Annotated in this window: 1 protein-coding gene and 2 pseudogenes; 1 reads left to right on the forward strand and 2 read right to left on the reverse strand. The window is 70.0% G+C overall.

Going from position 1 to position 1645, the window contains the following annotated elements:
• Positions 1–141 (forward strand): annotated as a pseudogene (locus D183_RS26825) (FtsX-like permease family protein); the annotation flags it as partial.
• A 329-nt stretch (positions 142–470) separates the two neighbouring features.
• On the opposite strand, the gene D183_RS0102750 reads toward D183_RS26825, so the two are convergent.
• Both D183_RS0102750 and D183_RS23865 read right to left on the reverse strand, forming a co-directional pair.
• The gene (locus tag D183_RS0102750) at positions 471–1409 is read right to left on the reverse strand and encodes a DUF6607 family protein (RefSeq protein ID WP_017907640.1); all 939 of its coding nucleotides are present in this window, start codon (positions 1407–1409) and stop codon (positions 471–473) included.
• Positions 1410–1458: 49 nt separating this feature from the next.
• A pseudogene (locus tag D183_RS23865) lies at positions 1459–1645 on the reverse strand (Hemin transport protein); the annotation flags it as partial.

Below are 1645 nucleotides of genomic sequence, written 5' to 3' on the forward strand. Positions count from 1 at the left end.
TTCGACCTCGCGCTGTCGCCGCCGTGGCCGGCGCTGCTGCTCGGCGGCCTCGGCGGCGTGGCCCTGAGCCTGCTCGCCGGCTGGTCGGGCACCCGCCGCATCCTACGCACGCCGCCGGCGCTGGCGCTGCGCGAGCAGTGAGTGAAGCCGGGAGTGGGGAATCGGGAGTGGGGATTGGAAAAGCGCCACAGGTCCTGCGCGTGTCGTGCGATCCGCTCTGGATCGCGCAAGTGATCTCCACATCCGCGGATGCGGTATCGCCGCCAACAACGTCAATCACACCCGTGGCGATCACGTCAAAGCACTGACGCCGCCACGCGACGCCGCGCTTGTGCAGCCGCCGCGTGCCGCTGTCACCGCAAGTCGTCCCGGGCCAAACACGCTCCACATCGAGCTGACACGCGCAAGAAAAAGGGGAAGGCGCCATCCCGGCCGCCTTCCCCACCCTGGCTGTGTTGCCGGCCCTGGCCTCAGCGCGCGGCCGGCGCCGGCGCCGTCCATTGCGCGAACACCGCATCGAGTTGCGCATCGCTGACCGGCTTGCCCTGTTGCACCGCCTCGGCCTGGCCGAACAGCGGCACGATGATCGCCATGCCGTCGACCTTGGTCTTCAGGCGCACGCCCGGCGGCTTGCCGAGCAGGCCGTCCCAGCGCGCGCGCACCCTGGCCCAGTAACCCTGGGTCGCCTTCCAGTAGGTGTAGGCCGGGGCGAAGTCGACGGCCGTGGTCTTGACGTAGTCGTTGAAGCCGAACTCGCGGGCGATGGCCTGCTGGCTGCCGTCGGGCTTGCGCAGCACCTTGGTGTTGAACTGCTCGTGGGTCCAACCGGCCGGGGTCAGCGTGTGCCGGTTGACCACCGCCAGCGCGTTGTAGTCGCTGCGTTTGGTGTACTCGCGGCGCGGCAACGGACGCCAGCTCAGGTCGCTGGTCCAGGTCGGATGGCCATCGGCGTAGTCCCAGCGCCCGGTGCCGCAGTAGCGCGGCGCGTCGCTGACCTCGTACACGCACTGGGTCCAGGCCCCACGGGTGGTCGCGGCGTCGAGCGGGCGCACCTGCCAGGTCTGGTCGGCGCTGAACTCGAAGCGCTGCGGCGACTCGTAGATCCAGTCCTGGCGCCAGTGCTTGGTCACGTGCCCGCTCTTGGGCTCCACCAGCAGATGCTGCAGCACCACCTTGCGCGGACTGTCCTCGACCACGATCACCACTTCGTCGCCGCCGCTGCGCATCGGTGCGGCGCGCACGTAGCCGGGTTGCAGCAGCACGGTCTCGTCGAAGGCGAACGCCACCGTGTACTCGCCCTGCATCGCCAGGATGCTGGCACGGTCGCGCGCCGGGTCGGCGGTTTCGGCATGAACGGGAAGGTTGCCGGCAAGCAGCAGGGCGAAGAACAGAGGCGTGGCTTTCATCATCGAGAGGTGTGTGGGTAGTGACGGGAAACGAGGAAACACCAGCGACCGCTCACAACCGCAGCAGTAGCCACGGCCGCTCGGGATCGGGGCGCGGCGCAGGGCGTCCGGCGCGGGCGCAACAGCAGTCGTCGACCAGCACATCGCCCTCGGCCGCCTCCAGGCGCGCGATGCGGCGGGCGATGCTGGCACCGAGCGGCGACACGCCAGCGACGCTGGCCGCCAGCACGCCATCGGCC

Origin of the sequence: Xanthomonas sp. SHU 199 (assembly GCF_000364665.1) — a bacterium.
Taxonomy (GTDB): Bacteria; Pseudomonadota; Gammaproteobacteria; order Xanthomonadales; family Xanthomonadaceae; genus Xanthomonas_A; species Xanthomonas_A sontii.